Source organism: Xanthocytophaga agilis (genome assembly GCF_030068605.1).
GTDB classification, from domain to species: domain Bacteria; phylum Bacteroidota; class Bacteroidia; order Cytophagales; family 172606-1; genus Xanthocytophaga; species Xanthocytophaga agilis.
Window position 1 is genome coordinate 367,166 of the sequence record NZ_JASJOU010000007.1, and the last position, 15,612, is coordinate 382,777.

Genomic DNA, 15,612 nt, shown 5'->3' on the forward strand with positions numbered 1-15,612 from the left:
TCACCTAACATGCTAAGGCTCAATACTTGTTTGCTTATCTAGTAAAAATCTGTAACATTTGTATTAGAAAATCAGTTAAAGCCAGCTGTGAAACCCTGATTTCACAGTTTTTTTATCTTTAAATCTTACTTAAAAGAGAAAAGCCCTAAATAACAAGGTTTTTGTAAGGTAAAAGATTCTATTTTACAACTATAAATCAGGAAGGACAAAATCATGATTGAAAACAACAAAATAAGTATAGAAGAACGGAAAATACGGGATGCTTTTCAAGCCAGAGACTGGAATGAAATAAAGAGTAATGACTCATGGGCCGTTTTTAAGATAATGTCAGAATTTGTAGGAGGTTTTGAAAAGCTTGCCAAGATAGGTCCATGTGTGTCTATTTTTGGTTCGGCCCGTACAAAACCAGACAACCCGTATTATAAAATAGCAGAAGAAATTGCAGCGAAGCTGGTAAGACATGGGTACGGGGTTATTACAGGAGGTGGTCCTGGTATCATGGAAGCAGGTAACAAAGGGGCTTTTGAGCAAGGTGGAAAATCAGTTGGTATTAATATTGTGTTACCTTTTGAGCAAAGCAGTAATATATATATTGATCCGGATAAGCTAATCAGTTTTGATTACTTCTTTGTACGTAAAGTAATGTTTATTAAATACTCACAGGGATTTGTGGTAATGCCGGGAGGTATGGGTACACTGGACGAGTTATTTGAAGCTATTACTTTAATACAGACTGAAAAGATTGGACGTTTCCCGATTGTACTTGTCGGTAAATCATATTGGCAGGGATTACTAAACTGGATTGAAGAAGTTGTATTAGGTCAGGAACGGAATATTAGTCCTGATGATATGCGTCTTATCAATCTGGTTGATACACCTGCAGAAGCAGTAAAAGTCATAGATGATTTTTACTCAAGGTATTTGTTGCAACCTAACTTTTAACTTTGAGAAAGACCCAACTTATCGCTGTTCTGATTCTGGCATTCCTTCTGGTAGGTTATGGCATTTATGTCAAACTATCAGAGGAATTTAATTTTAACTTTACATTCAATACTGGTCCTCAATTCTATTCATCAGAAAATCCCCCAGATCAAATTTATTTCGCAGGTGAAACTGTTCCTCTGGAAGACAAAAAAGTTTCCCGTCGATTTGCCAAAGAATTAAAATCACAAACGTATTGGCATCCAGCCAGAGCTGTTATGCTGGATAGAGCACATTTCTGGCTTCCACATATCACGGCTATTCTTAAACAATACAAAGTACCAGAAGATCTGAAATATCTGGCGGTTGTAGAAAGCGGTTTACAAAATGTAGACTCTCCCAAAAATGCAGGTGGATTCTGGCAGATTATCCCACAAACAGCCCGTAACTATGGGTTAGTAATCAATGATGAGGTAGACGAACGTTACCATCCGCTTCTGGCTACTCAGGCAGCATGCCGATATCTGCAAAGTGCCCATCTTTTGTTTAGCAGTTGGACAAATGCAGCTGCATCATACAATGCAGGCATTAATGGAATGACTCAGGCTATGTTACGCCAGAGGAAAAGTTCGTTCTATCAACTAAAACTCAATCAGCAAACAACCGATTATATCTTCCGGATACTGGCAGTAAAACAACTTGTTGAACATCCTAAGGAATATGGGTACAAAGTAAGTCGTCACTCTACACTTAATTCCAGGATACGAATGATCAAGGTTAATAAATCTATCCCGAATCTGACAGCCTTTGCTCAACAATATGGTATTACCTATCAGACACTTCGAAGTTATAATCCCTGGATCAAAAAGAATACCCTGACTATTAAGAAAAAAAGTTATATTTTATTAATCCCACGCAAAAATACTCCCAAACCACCCTTACGCGCGTCCAAACCTATTGTACCAGAGACAACAGGCACGGCTTCTTCCAAACCAAAGGAGTCCAATGCCAATGAGTATTAATTAATCTGTATCTTGCAGATAATTTATAACCTGATGGGCTCAGGTTTATCACATAGATTTTATTTATGGCAAAAATTGGACGTTATAATCTGTTAAAGGTTATTAAGGAATTAGACTTTGGAGTTTATCTGGATGGCGGAAAAGATGGGGAAATTCTAATGCCTAAAAGGTATGTACCTGAAGATTGCAAACCAGGTGACCGGATTGATGCATTTATCTATCTTGATTCGGAAGATAGGATCATTGCCACAACAGAAACTCCGCTGGCTCAGGTAGGAGACTTTGCTTACCTAAAGGCTGTATCTGTTAATGCAACAGGCGCTTTCCTTGACTGGGGATTACTCAAAGATCTTCTTGTCCCTTTTCGGGAGCAAAAGATGAGCATGCAGGAGGGGAAATTCTATATAGTATATGTTTATCTGGACGAAGACACCCGACGCATTGTGGCTTCGGCTAAAATAGAACAATTTCTAGACAAATCAGAACCTGAACTGGAAGCGGGTCAATTGGTGGATTTACTGATTTATCAAAAAACAGAGCTAGGATTTAAAGCTATTATTAACAATCAATACAGCGGTATGCTGTATGATAACGAAATATTTCAGCCTCTGACAACCGGAGACCGAATTATTGGCTATGTGAAACAGATACGGGATGATTTTAAAATTGATTTAATTTTACATAAGCCGGGTTTTGATAAAATAGAAGATATTGCAGAGAGCATTTTTATCCGACTTCAGGAAGAGGGAGGATTTATGGCAGTGACAGATAAAAGTCCAGCTGAAACAATCTATGAACTATTCGGTATAAGCAAAAAGACCTATAAAAAAGCAGTCGGAGATTTGTACAAAAGACGCTTAATAGTTATTGAAGAAACAGGTATCCGACTAACCTAATACAAGAAAAGCCAGACTTACTCTGGCTTTTCTTACAATTATTTCTTATAGTTATATATTTCATCTGTCTATTTCACCCGATCTGGATTTTTACTGATAAAAGCAGCCCAACTCTTGGTCTGGCTCACTTGAGTGGCACCACCCTGATAGTAGTGACACACAGCAACAGCCAGTGCATCTGTAGCATCCAGCAATTCAGGCGTTTCTTCAAATTTGAATTGTGATTTCAACATAGCAGCCACTTGCTCCTTTGAAGCGTTTCCATTTCCTGTTACTGATTGTTTTATTTTTTTAGGTGCATACTCGATAATTGGAACCTCCCTCATTAAAGCTGCAGCCATAGCCACACCCTGTGCTCTACCCAATTTTAACATTGACTGTACATTTTTTCCATGAAATGGGGCTTCAATAGCCATCTCATCAGGCAAGTATTCCTCTAATAATCCTGTAATTTTTTCAAATATTTTCTTTAATTTGATTTCCTGATTAGCATATTTACTTAGATTAATCACACCAAACTGAAGCAATTGCAATTTATTTTTTCCCTGTACCTGTAAGACACCAAATCCCATAAAACGGGTACCAGGATCAACCCCCAGAATAATACGTTCTGTTTCCAATGTTTTCATGAATGCAAGTTAATATGAATTAGACGAATATAGGATGTCTGTTGAAAATTAAATCCTAGAAATTACTATTATGGGAATCCCATAAAGACCTATACATTTGCATCCTAACCAGATTTCAGTTCTCTTGATTTTTGCCTATATTTTTCTCATCATTCAGATTCTGTATGCCTTATTCACACTTATCCTCTGGATAGCATGGCAGAAACTACCCCTATATAACCCAGTTACCGAGGCTATAGTCCATACGCGGATTTCTGTTATCGTTGTTGTACGAAACGAAGCATCCAATATTCTAAATCTACTAAATTCGCTAAGTCATCAAACCTATCCTAAACATCTGTTTAGTGTTTACATAGTAGATGATTATTCTACAGACGCAACAGTCTCATTACTTAAGGACTTTCAGTCAACGTCTCCTTTTCCACTTCATATATTGGAATTAAAAAACTATTCTGCCCTTGACTCTATAAACGGAAATTTTAAGAAAAAAGGTATTGAATGGGCTATTTCAAAATCAGATGGAGAACTGATTGCGATGACTGATGGAGACTGTCTAGTTCCACCTAACTGGCTTACAACCATTGCCAGATTTCAGGTACAAACTAATGCACAAATGATTTGTGGGGCTGTTACATTTACCGAACCAACTATTTTTGCCAAGATACAGGCAGTCGAGTTTGCTAGTTTGATCGGTTCCGGCGCTGCAACATTACAAATGGGTATACCGACTATGTGCAATGCAGCAAATCTGGTTTTTACCAGAAGAGCATTTATCGATGTAAATGGATATAAGGACACAGCATCAACTGCAACAGGAGATGATCTGTTTCTCATGCACAAAATCCATCAGGTATATCCAACCCAGGTGCACTTCTTAAAACATCCGCAAACAATTGTTCTTACCCAGCCACAACCAGATCTTATAGCATTTTACCATCAACGCAAACGTTGGGCCAGTAAGTGGCATCTCTATTCAGACTGGCGTGTGAGTGGTATAGCTATCTTTATTTTTGTAAGCAGCCTGAGTTTACTTACCAGCATACCTGCACTTTTCCTCAATATACTTCCAATTCTTTTCCTGATTGCAGGTATCTCACTTCGCTGGGTCAGCGAATGGTTATTTATGGGCCATATCTTATCATTCCTCAAAAAACGACATCTTATTACCTGGATATTTCCAATACAATGGCTATATCCCATATATATTGTTTTTTTTGGTCTGACAGCTCAAAAAAAGGGATATTCATGGAAAGGAAGAAAGCTGGATCAGTAAGTCTGGCAGAATAAAACCCTAATAGAAGTACGCTCAACCAATAATATCTGTACATTTGTAAAAATCTAATTCTATTTATATTATATCTTATCGTCATGACAGATCAGGAACTGGATGTATTGGATGAACTACACTTTGTGCAATCCTTCTCCTATCTTTCAGAAAACCTTGAACTTACGGAAGAGGTGCTTAAACAAACTTTGTATGAACTAGCACAGAAAGGTTGGATCAAAATCCTTCAGAACGTTGATGAGGAGATCCTTGTTTCAGACAGTGACTATGAAAAAAGCTATCATACATTTTATTATCTGGCAACAAAAGAAGGCTTGCTGGCATTTCATAGTACAGGTGAGTAATTTTAGCCAGTTTCTTATAATTCACAGATTATATCATAAATTACCTGGTATTCAGCGCAAACAAACAACCCTGACAGAGTTATGTAGAAGCTATACTCGATTTAATGGAAGTATAAATACGTAGGTAACCACCAGCTTAATGATAACCTCTTTGGCAGAATCTCCTGAATATCAACTCCATGTTAAACAAATGGAGTTAAATTCTTTACTTGAAGTAACGCAGGCTATCAATAATAACCTGCCAGAAGAAGCTTTGTATAAGATATACCATTTTATTTTACGAGGTAATCTTCATATCAACAAACTATTGCTCTGTATTTATCAGAACAGATGGGAAAAAAAGGCAGTATTTGGTACCACATCTTCCTTTGATCATGTACATGAAGATCTGATTGCTTTGGATCTAAAAGAAGTTACCTCTACTGAAAATGAACAAGTTCCCGCAATTTTTCAGGAGTTTGATGAAATTATACCTGTTTATCATCGTGATGCACTACTGGCGTATGTCTTTCTAAGTCAAAATCAGATAGCCTATCGGGAAGGTATTGCTACAGATACCAAGTTCATTCAAACATTAACAAACCTTATTGTCGTTGCCATTGAAAACAAAAAGCTTGCTGCTAAACAAATGGAGCAGGAAGCCTTGAACAGAGAATTACAGATTGCCAAAAGAGTACAGGAACGGCTATTTCCTAAAAAGCTTCCAGACAATCCCTATATCACTGTTAAAGCAGATTATTTTCCTCATCAAAGTGTAAGTGGTGACTATTATGATTTTATAGCCCTTCCTGATGAGAAATACTTTGTATGTATTGCAGATGTGTCAGGTAAAGGCATTCCTGCAGCATTGTTGATGTCTAATTTTCAAGCTTCCCTTCGTATTCTAATCCGCCAGACTACAGATCTGCTACGTATTGTAAGTGAACTTAACCACACTTTATATGAAATATTGGGTGGAGAGCGGTTTATTACGGGATTTTTTGCTTTATATGACCATCGAGCTCATACCCTTACATACATTAACGCTGGTCATCATCCTCCTTTATTAATTAACGAGTCTGGAGATAATCGGTGGCTAAAAACAGGAACTACTGTAATTGGCATTTTTGATTCACTTCCTTTTATAAATTATGAAGTAGTAGAAAACGTCTCGCATTTCTTGTTATTCGGTTATACAGATGGCGTTGTAGAAGCATGCAATAGTACAGAAGAGGAATATGGAGATGAACGAATGGAGGAAGTAATCAAAGAGTTTTCACAGGAAAAGCCATCTTATTTACATCAAAAGCTGATTGAGTCTATTCATGACTTCTGTGGCAATACACCTTTTCGTGATGATGTAACCCTACTTACATTAAAGGTTGGCAATCCCGATAAATAATCCTTTTACTTCATTACCTGTAAGCATATGCAATCAGAGTATCTGGAAAGTATCAGAAAGCAGTTTCGCTACTATAAAGATCTTGGAGATAAAGCCATGTCTCAAATAACTGAGCAAAATCTTTTTGAACAAATTAACCCTACCAGTAACTCTATTGCTATCATTGTCAATCATTTGTGGGGTAATATGTTATCCAGATGGACAGATTTTCTCACAACAGATGGTGAAAAAGAATGGAGGAACCGGGATGCAGAATTTGAAAACCATATCCAGAACAAAGATGAGCTGCTTCAAAAGTGGAATGAAGGCTGGGAATGTCTTTTCAACGCACTTACTCAATTACAGGAGGCAGATCTTACTCGCATTATTTATATCCGCAATGAAGGACATACTGTTCAGGAGGCGATTAACAGACAACTGGCGCATTATCCCTATCACGTAGGACAGATTGTCTATTTAGCCAAACTTTTTAGTGGCGATCACTGGCAAAGCCTATCTATTCCCAAAGGGAAATCACACACATACAATGCTGAGAAATTTACTCAACCTCAAGGCAGAAGACATTTCACGGATGACTGGCTACCTCCAACTACAGAGAAATGAATTAAACTCAAAGCTTATACCACTGCCTTTTCATTTGGATTATTAAACACAAAACCTTTGATTTCACCATTATCTTCATAGTCTATCTCAAGTCCCAACACATACATCAGATGTTTTTTTTCGACAATAACAGAAAAATCTTTCAGCATATAACAATGGTCATTTTCCTTGACCGTATCAAACCCCAGTAGTGGCGAAGCTCCTCCACATCCACCTCCCTTTACTCCCACCCGAAGGCCATACAAATTGGTATTGATACTTTTTTGCTGCAATATAGTTCGGATATGCTCTATGGCATTAGAGGTAATTGTAATTGGGCACTCTTCATTAAAAAATGACATAAACCACTGATTTTCTTACACGTATCTTATTTAAAACCTGAAAAATAAGCTTGATATTAAACAGGCAATTTCCTTAGATTTGAAACTCTAAATACATACAATAGGTTTCACAACAAAAATACTATCTTTTCAGATACAAAACCCCAAGGTATTTTTATGAGTTACGTTTTAGAATTACTAAAGATTTTACTTCCGGCAGGTTTGGTGCTATATGCAATGTTCCTTACCATGCAATCTTTTCTTACCAAACAATTTGAACAAAAGCTAATCGAAGTAAAAAGCAAAAATATAGATCTTGTGCTGCCGATTCGCTTACAAGCATATGAACGCATGTGTCTGTTTCTGGAACGTATTGCACCTAATAATCTGATACGGCGTGTCAATAATGCAGAATATAATGCAACCGAACTTCATAGTCTGTTACTAAGTGAGGTACGTGAGGAATTTAACCACAACCTATCTCAACAGGTGTATATGAGTGACGAAGCCTGGACGCAAATCAAAAGTGCCATGGAAGAGATTATTGTCCTTATTAATGACTCTGCGTCAAACATTCCGCCAGATGCGCGTGGAATAGAATTAGCAAAAAGGATTTTCGAACAATTGATTGAGCAAAATGTAGATCCTACCTCCCGTGCTTTAAAGTTCATCAAAGATGAAATACGGGTAGTATTCTAAGACTTTTTAAAATAAAAAATCCTGTCAGTTTGCCTGACAGGATTTTTTTATGAAGATATATGGCTACTAACCATACTTATACCCTTTTAGTTTTTCCAATACCATATCCCACATCACTTCATAAGGTAATACTTCAAGTGCACGGTTGCCACCATAATATTCCATCATCACAGACTTCATCTCATCATATAGTTTTTCTGTAGCCTTACGAGTCTGATAAAAACGGAAGCCATCATCACGCATCTGAGTAAGAAGATTGATAAAACACTCACTTCTGAAGTTCATATCTTTCTTCGGATAGCGACGAGTATATCGTTCAATCTCATTAATGCGATCAATCAGGCTATCTATATTCATCTTTTCCAGGAAGAATAAAACCTGTATTGTCAGTATAGCCCCATTCAGACCTCGACGTTCTTTGGCAAACTCTGGCTTTTTTTCAAGGAAGTCACTCAATTGGAAACCAGTTTTTGAATTTTGAATCAAAGGTCTGATTTCTTTGATCTTCTGATACTTGTAGATGTAATGCAGATATGCCTGGAAAGTACTCCAACGTTCTTTCTTTGCTTCTGATAACGTTCTAAAAGTAGATTGACTAATTACCTCATGGAAAATTTCTGCAGCCCGAAGATAATGTTCAGTATGCATTGCCAATAACAGTTGATACTCCTTAAATGTATACTGATTAGGGTTTTTATCGGCAAATAAGTAAGCAAACTTTTGAGCATGTGCTTCTCCTGCACTGAAATCCTTCAAATGAAGATAATAATTCATCTTTTGAATTGCCAGCTCTTCCAGACGACTGGTAGGATGGAAGGCAGGAGTTTGGCTAATGAACTCTTCGAATGCATTGACAACATCTATTGCAGCTTTATAATCATCAGAAAGCTGATAGAACAGCATTTTGATTTTATAATAATATAATCGTAATCGAATACTATCGTAAGGACGCAGATTCTCTTCCAGAGCATGATAGTATTTATCTGCCATCTTCCTTACTCTAAGTCGATTCCCCTTCGATTTTGCATATAAGGCAATAATTTCCTGATAATATTGCTCAGCCATGTTCTCAATTCGCTGCTGCTGCTCAGTACGCTCTGCAATATCTTTGTACTCAAGAAATTCCTGATAATTGTTGCCACTATAATGTTCACGCAAAATACGAGCACATTCCAGTACTATATCTGTCAGTTCATAATCAGCAGCCAACCGCAACGTCTTTTCAGCCATAGGTACTGCCAGACGCTTGGCGTTTGCCATTAAAAGCACTTTAATAGCATACAATTGTTTGTTACAATCATATGATATGCGTTGAAACTCACTGGATTTTTCTCCATCATAATCCAGGAAGAAGAGTGTGTTAAGAAGTTTTTGCCGAAGGCGTGTTTTTAAAATAAGATACTTTTTCTCAGATGGCAAACAATCATAAATGTCTTTTGCGGCATCTAAATCGTTGTCATATTTACGAGAGTGAATACCTTCAAATAAGCGAAAATAATTACTTGTCTTATTTCGATTACTCTCGTCGAAAAGTTCAACTTTTTTAATCCGTTTCTGGGTAATTAAAGAGATGAGTTCACGCAACGAATCCATAGTAACAAGGGGGGTTGAAAAGATTGCTCTGGAAGATTTTTTTACAAAACTAACAATTACAATTGTACCTGGTGTTTTTTTTCTACAATACTAAGGAAATATTCGGTAAAGTCATGCATTTAGCAGATTAACTTATTACTTATTAGTATAGTACTATTTTGTTTAGAACCATTCCACGTATCCTTTTGTCTTCGCACACAACTTAAACAACTTATTTACAGATATTTTATATAACAGGTAGGGAAGGGCTCTCATTACAGGCAGGAAAAACTGTGGAAATCTTGTAAATATGCTTGTAGCATCAGCATCTTTCCGTATATCAATTTTACGGCAGCTAATCTTTTAGAAACTATCAGAATCGGTCCACTCTTTCCGGATTAACCCAATTTTTTGACTTAATCCGGAAAGAGAATACTTTTACATATTTAGCAGCATAAAGTTCTCAGACAAAATGTAGTCATGACTACATTTCACTAATGAAACTTCTCATTAGTAGTAATAGATGTCCATGTATCAGTACGGAAAGGAGAAGCAGGAAGGCCTTCTGTATTAAAAAGATTTGCTTCACTAGGCGCATCAGTCCATGCGTATCGGACAGAAACGGGCACAGCATCTTTGGGATGGTAAACAACAACCTGATTACCTATTATTTCAGCCTTGGCATAATAAAATACATTATCTTCACCAGCTATCTCAAATCCTTTCAGATACCCATATTTATCTTTTGCTACCAAGCCCTTATCCGCAAACTGAAATGATAGGATAGCTTTACCTTTTTCATATTTTACAGAGGTATACATAGGGCCACTATATGTTATATCTTTCTGATAGGCTATTTTCAAAGCGCTGGCAGCTAACCGCTTTCCTACATCCTGCTTATTAGTGGGATGGATGTCTGCAGGATTTCCAATATCAGTAGTTACTACCATCCCTGTTTGTGGAAGTTGTAGAGTCATTGTTTGTGCTTCGCGGAGTTCAGCCCAGTTACTCCCCTGGTTACTGCTTTGCGTACTGCCATAACTTGATAACTGCACAAATAAGAAAGGAAACGTATTACCCCACCGTTGTCTCCAGTCGTTAATCAGTAGTGGAAATGTTTTCCGGTATTGATAGGCCCGTCCGGCATTTGCCTCTCCCTGGTACCAGATTACACCCTCAAATGCGTAGGGGATCAGCGGATGGACCATAGCATTATATATAATTGTCCCCATGTTATTCTGCAAATGAGCAAACTCATATTTATCAGCAATAGCTGGCATATTTTTCCAGGAACCGTTCAAGTTGATACGTTCGGTCTCAGTTTGTACATAAAAATCTTCGGGGGCACCATGTAAGCCCATTCCGAACCAACTGGGTTCTTTTGTAACACCAAACTTTAACAACAATGTATTTTTTCCTGCTGTCCAGGTATGAGCAGGGACCTCGATTTTCCGTCTTCCTTTTAATGCCCCTTCCCAGATCAATTTACCATTGAGGTATACTTGTCCAGGACTATCATTCTGACCAAAGCCTAATGTAGAAGTCTGATCTGCGATAGAAGCAGGAATGGTAATTGTCTTTTCTGCATACCCATTACCTCTATAAGCCCAGAATCCCTGCCAATCCCAAGATCCTGGTGCAGATCCATCTCTCCATCTTGAGAAATCATAATCTGGCTGAGTATATTTTCTTTCATCTTCACTGGTCAAAACCACATCTTCCTTACCAAAAGCATTTCTTTTAAGTTGTTTGTCCAGAGAAGTATTTGCACCTTCCCAGCTTTGTGGCATTGTTGTCGCATAGTCTTTCAACACATCAGACAACAGCATTGCATCCTTACTAATCCACCCTTCCACTTGTGAGCCTCCCCAAGACGTATTAATTAATCCAACAGGTACATTTAGTTTCTGATAGAGACTTCTTGCAAAGAAGTATCCAACAGCAGTAAAATCTCCCACTGTTTCAGGAGAGCAAACTTTCCATTCCCCCTCTTTCAAATCTGCTTCAGGGTTTAAACTAAGACTATTAGCAACTTTAAAATGCCGTATTTGTGGAAATGTAGCAGATTGCTTTTCATTATCTGCGTTGTCAGATCTGTTTACTGGCCATTCCATATTAGATTGTCCAGAACAAATCCAAACCTCACCTATTAAAACATCGTTTAGTGTTATTTTACCTGACTTAGCACTGATTAACAATTGAAAAGGCCCCCCTGCTTGCATAGCAGCAAACTTTACCATCCATTTTCCATCAGATCCAGCCTGTATTGTTTTTGTTTGTCCCCCAAGCTTAACGGTAACCTTCTCTTTGGAAGATGCCCATCCCCAAACGGGAATCTCCTTATTCCGTTGAAGAACCATATGGTCTCCAAAAATATGAGCAACCCGTACCTGAGCATGAGAGATACTTGCTGTCAGCAATACCCATACAATCACTGAAAAATATTTCATGTCATTAAAAATAGATGTGGTCTGAAATTTTAATGTAATTTACTAGATAAGTTATACATATAACTTAAATTCAAAATAAATGGATAATTTTAATGGAACGAAATTTGTCATAATTTCTACCTGTTCTACTGTATAGATACCAGACAGTAACACCTACTAAATTAAAATAGTACACCTAATAGCCAATTACATGAGATAAACAGGTTACATTTTGTATTATTTATCATTAATAACGTATTACAACCAGATCCTGAATTATGCAAACATCCTCATCCGATTCACTGATTTATCGCATCTTACAATCTGTATTCTTTAAACGTTCTCAGCGTCGGGCCAGCCGTTTATTGCGTAATAGTGCTGGATTATGGGATTTGTTGAAAAACGTTTCTGTAAAAAGTGGCAGTTTGACAGATAATACGTTTGTGTCTAATCTGCAAACACTAAGCCGGATGATCCGGGCTTATGTAAAAGGAGACTACAAAGTTATTCCCTGGACTACATTGGTAAAAATTGTGGCAGCGCTGGTCTATTTTGTTTCTCCGCTTGATTTCATTCCCGACTTATTGCCTGTTTTGGGATTTTCAGATGACATTGCAATCGTCCTATGGGTTTTGTCGTCATGCACTGAAGAGATCAAACGTTTTCAGGAATGGGAAGCAGCCCAGGCTATTTCTGTTTCAGATAACTAATCTGATAATCATACAAATCTATTTTGTAAATAAAGCTCTATGCTGGATAAAACCTATTTAGCATAGAGCTTTGTTTTTTACCTGTCGCTAGAGTAGATACGTATTATCTTTATCATTTTTTCAATACCTTTAAGATTCCTTATAGACTTCATAACCAAGCATATCTATCATGTTTACCTGCTTGATTATAAGAATACCAATAGCCTATAGAACCTACATCCTATGAAACTCTTCTTGATGGTTAGCCTCTTGCTTTCCTTTTATTTTCCAACACGGGATTTGGACCCTCAACTTGTTGGTGTCTGGATTTATACTATCAATGCTAGTAGTGGCTCTGGTAAAACATTTATAGACAAGGTTACCCGCGTCAAATGGGTCCTTCATGAAAATGGTACATTTGAAAGAGGTGCAAGTTTGGGAAAAAGTGTAAGCAGAGAAGCCGCAAAAGTGAGCAATGAATGGTCAGCACCTACAGAAAGAGGGACGTGGTATAGTAAGGAAGGCAAGATATACATTACTTCCATAAACGGACAGAATCTTCCGGAAGACCAACAGTTGTCAGGATCATACTACATTGAGGGCAATACGATGGTTTTTACAGGTTCGGATGGAAAAAAGGCAATCTGGCATCGGTAACTTACTCCCAATAATTAGCATAGCGATATTCCATTTCCAGTGACTCTTTTAACAAATTCAAAAACGATTCTGTAGGCTTTAAATAGATGCCTAACTGCAAAAATTGTCTACCAAATGCAACATAATTTTCAAAATCGAGTTCATAGATAGGAATATTCTGCCGAAAGCGAGGCTCTTGCCAGATCGCATCAGGATTTTCCCGTAAATCCAAAATCAATTCTCTTGCCATATCCAGATCTCCTATCTCTTTTCCATAAGGAGACTTTACAGTTGTGAGATTCTGAAAATCACTTCCAATCTGCAACTTAGGCTGTTCATAAATTTCCAGCCAGGCCGGAATATGATAGTATTCAATTCCTTCAAAAGTCCCTTCCAATAGCTCACGGAACAATCGCCCAAGAATAAAACCTGAACTACTATTTTCACTAGGCTCCCAGAAACCGATTCTAATCAGTCGTTCCTTAAATAAATCGTTATCCTCAGTTACAAACCAGGGATCTGAAGGAAATAGTGTCAGTCGTCTTTCTGTCATGGAAGGCAAGAAAAGAAAAATCTTCCGGATAGTAAAATACTCAAACAGTAAAACGGTTTTCTATTCATCAAAATAAAACAAGACATACTCAGTGAATATGTCTTGTTCCAAACACCTATGAGATAAATTAATAAAGAAACTTAAACTCACTTGCATTTTCCCTTGTGTCTTTATTGAAAAATAGGCAGCGTCTGATATTGGTCAGCCACCCCATTACCCGCTTTGGGTACATTGGGGTTTGTATTGATTTCAGTCTGAGGATAAATGTATCGCTGTGGCAAACTACCTGTTGGCGTTGTCACAATAGGCTGAATATTTAATTGCACAACAGGAGTAGCTTTAGCCAGTCGTCTAACATCATTGTATACTTCATACTGGGCCAGCATAACAATGTATTTCTGAGCGATGATCTCATATAATAAACCACTCTGCTGATCCCGTCCACTAGAGACAGGATTGGCCAGGCCTCCCGGAGCAAAATCCGATAAGACATAATTCTCATATTTCAAACCCATTGTGACATAGGTCCCAGGAATACTATTTCCGTTAATATATCCAGTAGCCAGTACCTCCCGAACATTATTCAGAGCAGTTACTGCATCTGATAGTTGATTCTGACGAGCCAATGCTTCTGCCAGAATCAGCTGTGTTTCGAAATAACTTAAAATTGGCTGCCTGGAATCAACCTTAAAAAATCCATCTTCCGTATTGGGGTCCAACGCACCTGTGCCTGTAATACCAACCTTAAAAAAATGATTATATAGAGCAGTCTCATTTGTTTTTGCATTGGCATGTGCTTTTAAGAATCCAGGTAAAAATGCAGGCGGATCAAATCCTGTATCTCCAGGACGGTTATTGACAAAGAAATCATAATTCAGATTCTGATCTATACCCTGGCTTTCTCCATGCGGGATCAACGCATCTTCTCCCACACTGGAAATCCCCAGATTAGCATTTTCTACAGCTTTGGCATAATCGCCTAAATGAAGATGCAAGCGAGCCTTCAGAGAATAAGCTGCTTTTTTCCAAAGTCCAGGATCTCCACCATAGATAAAATCCTGTCCGGCAAAGTCTAGTCCACTGGAAGCCGACAAATTTTCAATAGCTTTATCTAGTGTAGCAAGCAGTTCTGTGTATACCTCTTCCTGAGAATCAAAGACAGGTGTGGGATAGGCAACAAGATCAAAAGCCTCAGAGTAAGGCACATCTCCCCAAAAAGCCGTTGCCTTTGCAATGAGCAGTGCTTCTGCTACCTGTCCAACTCCTTTTGTCCATTTATCACCTAATGCATCCGCTTTAGTTTGTATAAGGCGTGCCTGCGCAGCTATCGGATATAGGTTTCCCCAGTCAAATGTGCCAGAAGATACCTGATACTGAGCCAATCCCAGGTGCTGTCGACTCAATCCTGTTAACTGTCCAGCCCACATGTAGGAAATTCGTACATCTGTATCTTCATGAAGTTCACTTATCCCTACCAATGTACCAGAAAGTAGCGTTTGCACCTCCACGTCAGAAACAGCATTGGGATTGCTCTTGATACGAGGGTCATTAAATAAATCTTTACAAGATGAAAGTCCGATAAGCAGAGAGACAGAAAGGAATAATTTAGAAGTATATATCTTTTTCATAAGCA

The 15,612-nt window shown here is 37.9% G+C and carries 16 protein-coding genes; 10 read left to right on the forward strand and 6 right to left on the reverse strand.

Translation table 11 applies throughout. From position 1 onward, the window contains the following. Nucleotides 1-213 precede the first annotated feature (213 nt). The 3 genes from QNI22_RS21345 (at nt 214) to QNI22_RS21355 (ending at nt 2,839) form a co-directional block, all read left to right on the forward strand. Entirely contained in the window at nt 214-942 is a 729-nt protein-coding gene (locus tag QNI22_RS21345) for an LOG family protein (RefSeq protein WP_314513821.1), read from the forward strand. Nucleotides 943-944: 2 nt separating this feature from the next. Then, on the forward strand, nt 945-1,943 hold the full coding sequence (locus tag QNI22_RS21350) for a lytic transglycosylase domain-containing protein (RefSeq protein ID WP_314513823.1): 999 nt from the start codon (nt 945-947) through the stop codon (nt 1,941-1,943). A 65-nt stretch (nt 1,944-2,008) separates the two neighbouring features. Continuing rightward, complete coding sequence (locus QNI22_RS21355) at nt 2,009-2,839, forward strand: CvfB family protein (RefSeq protein WP_314513825.1); 831 nt, start codon at nt 2,009-2,011, stop codon at nt 2,837-2,839. A gap of 68 nt (nt 2,840-2,907) precedes the next feature. On the opposite strand, the gene ruvC is transcribed toward QNI22_RS21355, so the two are convergent. Then, on the reverse strand, nt 2,908-3,468 hold the full coding sequence (ruvC, locus tag QNI22_RS21360) for a crossover junction endodeoxyribonuclease RuvC (RefSeq protein WP_314513827.1): 561 nt from the start codon (nt 3,466-3,468) through the stop codon (nt 2,908-2,910). A 124-nt stretch (nt 3,469-3,592) separates the two neighbouring features. Here ruvC and QNI22_RS21365 point away from each other — a divergent pair, with 124 nt between their 5' ends. The 4 genes from QNI22_RS21365 (at nt 3,593) to QNI22_RS21380 (ending at nt 7,081) form a co-directional block, all read left to right on the forward strand. Beyond that, entirely contained in the window at nt 3,593-4,741 is a 1,149-nt protein-coding gene (locus QNI22_RS21365) for a glycosyltransferase (RefSeq protein WP_314513828.1), read from the forward strand. Nucleotides 4,742-4,836: 95 nt separating this feature from the next. Further along, a complete protein-coding gene (locus QNI22_RS21370; protein ID WP_314513829.1) occupies nt 4,837-5,097 on the forward strand; it encodes a transporter in 261 nt (86 codons plus the stop codon). Between the two features lie 139 nt (nt 5,098-5,236). Continuing rightward, nucleotides 5,237-6,478 carry a PP2C family protein-serine/threonine phosphatase gene (locus QNI22_RS21375; RefSeq protein WP_314513831.1) on the forward strand — a complete coding sequence of 414 codons (1,242 nt, stop codon included), beginning with the start codon at nt 5,237-5,239 and terminating at the stop codon, nt 6,476-6,478. Between the two features lie 27 nt (nt 6,479-6,505). Beyond that, nucleotides 6,506-7,081, forward strand: a complete 576-nt coding sequence (locus tag QNI22_RS21380; RefSeq protein ID WP_314513833.1) for a DUF1572 domain-containing protein — start codon at nt 6,506-6,508, stop codon at nt 7,079-7,081. Nucleotides 7,082-7,095: 14 nt separating this feature from the next. Here QNI22_RS21380 and QNI22_RS21385 read toward each other — a convergent pair whose 3' ends face one another. Continuing rightward, nucleotides 7,096-7,422, reverse strand: a complete 327-nt coding sequence (locus QNI22_RS21385) for a HesB/IscA family protein (RefSeq protein ID WP_314513835.1) — start codon at nt 7,420-7,422, stop codon at nt 7,096-7,098. Between the two features lie 156 nt (nt 7,423-7,578). Between QNI22_RS21385 and QNI22_RS21390 the strand changes: the two genes are divergently transcribed. Continuing rightward, nucleotides 7,579-8,100, forward strand: coding sequence for a DUF7935 family protein (locus tag QNI22_RS21390; protein WP_313982873.1), 522 nt, complete (start codon nt 7,579-7,581; stop codon nt 8,098-8,100). Between the two features lie 66 nt (nt 8,101-8,166). On the opposite strand, the gene QNI22_RS21395 is transcribed toward QNI22_RS21390, so the two are convergent. After that, nucleotides 8,167-9,693, reverse strand: coding sequence for a hypothetical protein (locus tag QNI22_RS21395; RefSeq protein ID WP_313982872.1), 1,527 nt, complete (start codon nt 9,691-9,693; stop codon nt 8,167-8,169). A 473-nt stretch (nt 9,694-10,166) separates the two neighbouring features. Beyond that, nucleotides 10,167-12,122, reverse strand: a complete 1,956-nt coding sequence (locus QNI22_RS21400) for a sialate O-acetylesterase (RefSeq protein WP_314513838.1) — start codon at nt 12,120-12,122, stop codon at nt 10,167-10,169. Between the two features lie 257 nt (nt 12,123-12,379). Between QNI22_RS21400 and QNI22_RS21405 the strand changes: the two genes are divergently transcribed. Further along, nucleotides 12,380-12,811 carry a YkvA family protein gene (locus tag QNI22_RS21405; protein ID WP_314513840.1) on the forward strand — a complete coding sequence of 144 codons (432 nt, stop codon included), beginning with the start codon at nt 12,380-12,382 and terminating at the stop codon, nt 12,809-12,811. Nucleotides 12,812-13,033: 222 nt separating this feature from the next. Next, nucleotides 13,034-13,447, forward strand: a complete 414-nt coding sequence (locus QNI22_RS21410) for a hypothetical protein (RefSeq protein ID WP_314513841.1) — start codon at nt 13,034-13,036, stop codon at nt 13,445-13,447. A gap of 1 nt (nt 13,448) precedes the next feature. Here the strand turns inward: QNI22_RS21410 and QNI22_RS21415 are convergent, their stop codons facing one another. Both QNI22_RS21415 and QNI22_RS21420 read right to left on the reverse strand, forming a co-directional pair. Next, nucleotides 13,449-13,979, reverse strand: coding sequence for a hypothetical protein (locus QNI22_RS21415; RefSeq protein ID WP_314513843.1), 531 nt, complete (start codon nt 13,977-13,979; stop codon nt 13,449-13,451). A 170-nt stretch (nt 13,980-14,149) separates the two neighbouring features. After that, complete coding sequence (locus tag QNI22_RS21420) at nt 14,150-15,607, reverse strand: SusD/RagB family nutrient-binding outer membrane lipoprotein (RefSeq protein WP_314513844.1); 1,458 nt, start codon at nt 15,605-15,607, stop codon at nt 14,150-14,152. Between the last annotated feature and the right edge of the window lie 5 nt (nt 15,608-15,612).

Excerpts from the sequence above, each read along its gene's own strand:
- QNI22_RS21345 (WP_314513821.1), top strand. The coding sequence starts at position 214 with ATGATTGAAAACAACAAAATAAGTATAGAAGAACGGAAAATACGGGAT.
- QNI22_RS21355 (WP_314513825.1), top strand. The coding sequence starts at position 2,009 with ATGGCAAAAATTGGACGTTATAATCTGTTAAAGGTTATTAAGGAATTA.
- ruvC (WP_314513827.1), bottom strand. The coding sequence starts at position 3,468 with ATGAAAACATTGGAAACAGAACGTATTATTCTGGGGGTTGATCCTGGT.
- QNI22_RS21370 (WP_314513829.1), top strand. The coding sequence starts at position 4,837 with ATGACAGATCAGGAACTGGATGTATTGGATGAACTACACTTTGTGCAA.
- QNI22_RS21375 (WP_314513831.1), top strand. The coding sequence starts at position 5,237 with ATGATAACCTCTTTGGCAGAATCTCCTGAATATCAACTCCATGTTAAA.
- QNI22_RS21380 (WP_314513833.1), top strand. The coding sequence starts at position 6,506 with ATGCAATCAGAGTATCTGGAAAGTATCAGAAAGCAGTTTCGCTACTAT.
- QNI22_RS21385 (WP_314513835.1), bottom strand. The coding sequence starts at position 7,422 with ATGTCATTTTTTAATGAAGAGTGCCCAATTACAATTACCTCTAATGCC.
- QNI22_RS21390 (WP_313982873.1), top strand. The coding sequence starts at position 7,579 with ATGAGTTACGTTTTAGAATTACTAAAGATTTTACTTCCGGCAGGTTTG.
- QNI22_RS21395 (WP_313982872.1), bottom strand. The coding sequence starts at position 9,693 with ATGGATTCGTTGCGTGAACTCATCTCTTTAATTACCCAGAAACGGATT.
- QNI22_RS21400 (WP_314513838.1), bottom strand. The coding sequence starts at position 12,122 with ATGAAATATTTTTCAGTGATTGTATGGGTATTGCTGACAGCAAGTATC.
- QNI22_RS21405 (WP_314513840.1), top strand. The coding sequence starts at position 12,380 with ATGCAAACATCCTCATCCGATTCACTGATTTATCGCATCTTACAATCT.
- QNI22_RS21410 (WP_314513841.1), top strand. The coding sequence starts at position 13,034 with ATGAAACTCTTCTTGATGGTTAGCCTCTTGCTTTCCTTTTATTTTCCA.
- QNI22_RS21415 (WP_314513843.1), bottom strand. The coding sequence starts at position 13,979 with ATGACAGAAAGACGACTGACACTATTTCCTTCAGATCCCTGGTTTGTA.
- QNI22_RS21420 (WP_314513844.1), bottom strand. The coding sequence starts at position 15,607 with ATGAAAAAGATATATACTTCTAAATTATTCCTTTCTGTCTCTCTGCTT.